The 446-nt window shown below is 47.3% G+C and carries 1 pseudogene; it reads left to right on the top strand.

Annotation, left to right across the window (positions count from 1 at the left end):
• Window positions 1-446 (top strand): annotated as a pseudogene (locus CWB99_RS24730) (IS3 family transposase); the annotation flags it as partial.

Below are 446 nucleotides of genomic sequence, written 5' to 3'. Positions count from 1 at the left end.
CGGCTTGATGCCATTCGACCAGCACCGTCAAACAAGCTCAGTTCAGGGGAAATAGACACTATCCTGGCTGTTTGTAATTTGCCGGAATTCGCCAGTTTACCGCCATCACAAATTGTCCCGGCGTTATTGGATAGAGGCGAATATTATGCTTCGGAGTCAACATTTTACAGAGTACTCAAGGCAAATGGTCAGTTGCATCACCGAGGTCGAAGCGCTCCATCTTATGGGGTACCTCTTCCAACAACATACACAGCAACGGGACCTTGTCAGGTGTTTTGTTGGGATATTACCTATCTGCCGAGCACGGTACGTGGTCAGTTTTACTATCTGTATATGCTCGAAGATATATACAGCAGAAAAATAGTGGGCCATGAAGTCCACGAGCAAGAATCAGGTGAGCACGCAGCTAACCTGCTGGAGCAAACATTAGTGCGTGAAAATGCGCT

The sequence above is a fragment of the Pseudoalteromonas rubra genome (assembly GCF_005887095.1).
In the GTDB taxonomy this organism is placed as follows: Bacteria; Pseudomonadota; Gammaproteobacteria; order Enterobacterales; family Alteromonadaceae; genus Pseudoalteromonas; species Pseudoalteromonas rubra_E.
The sequence above is the reverse complement of the archived record's forward strand: the minus strand, read 5'-3'. Positions and strand labels throughout refer to the sequence as shown.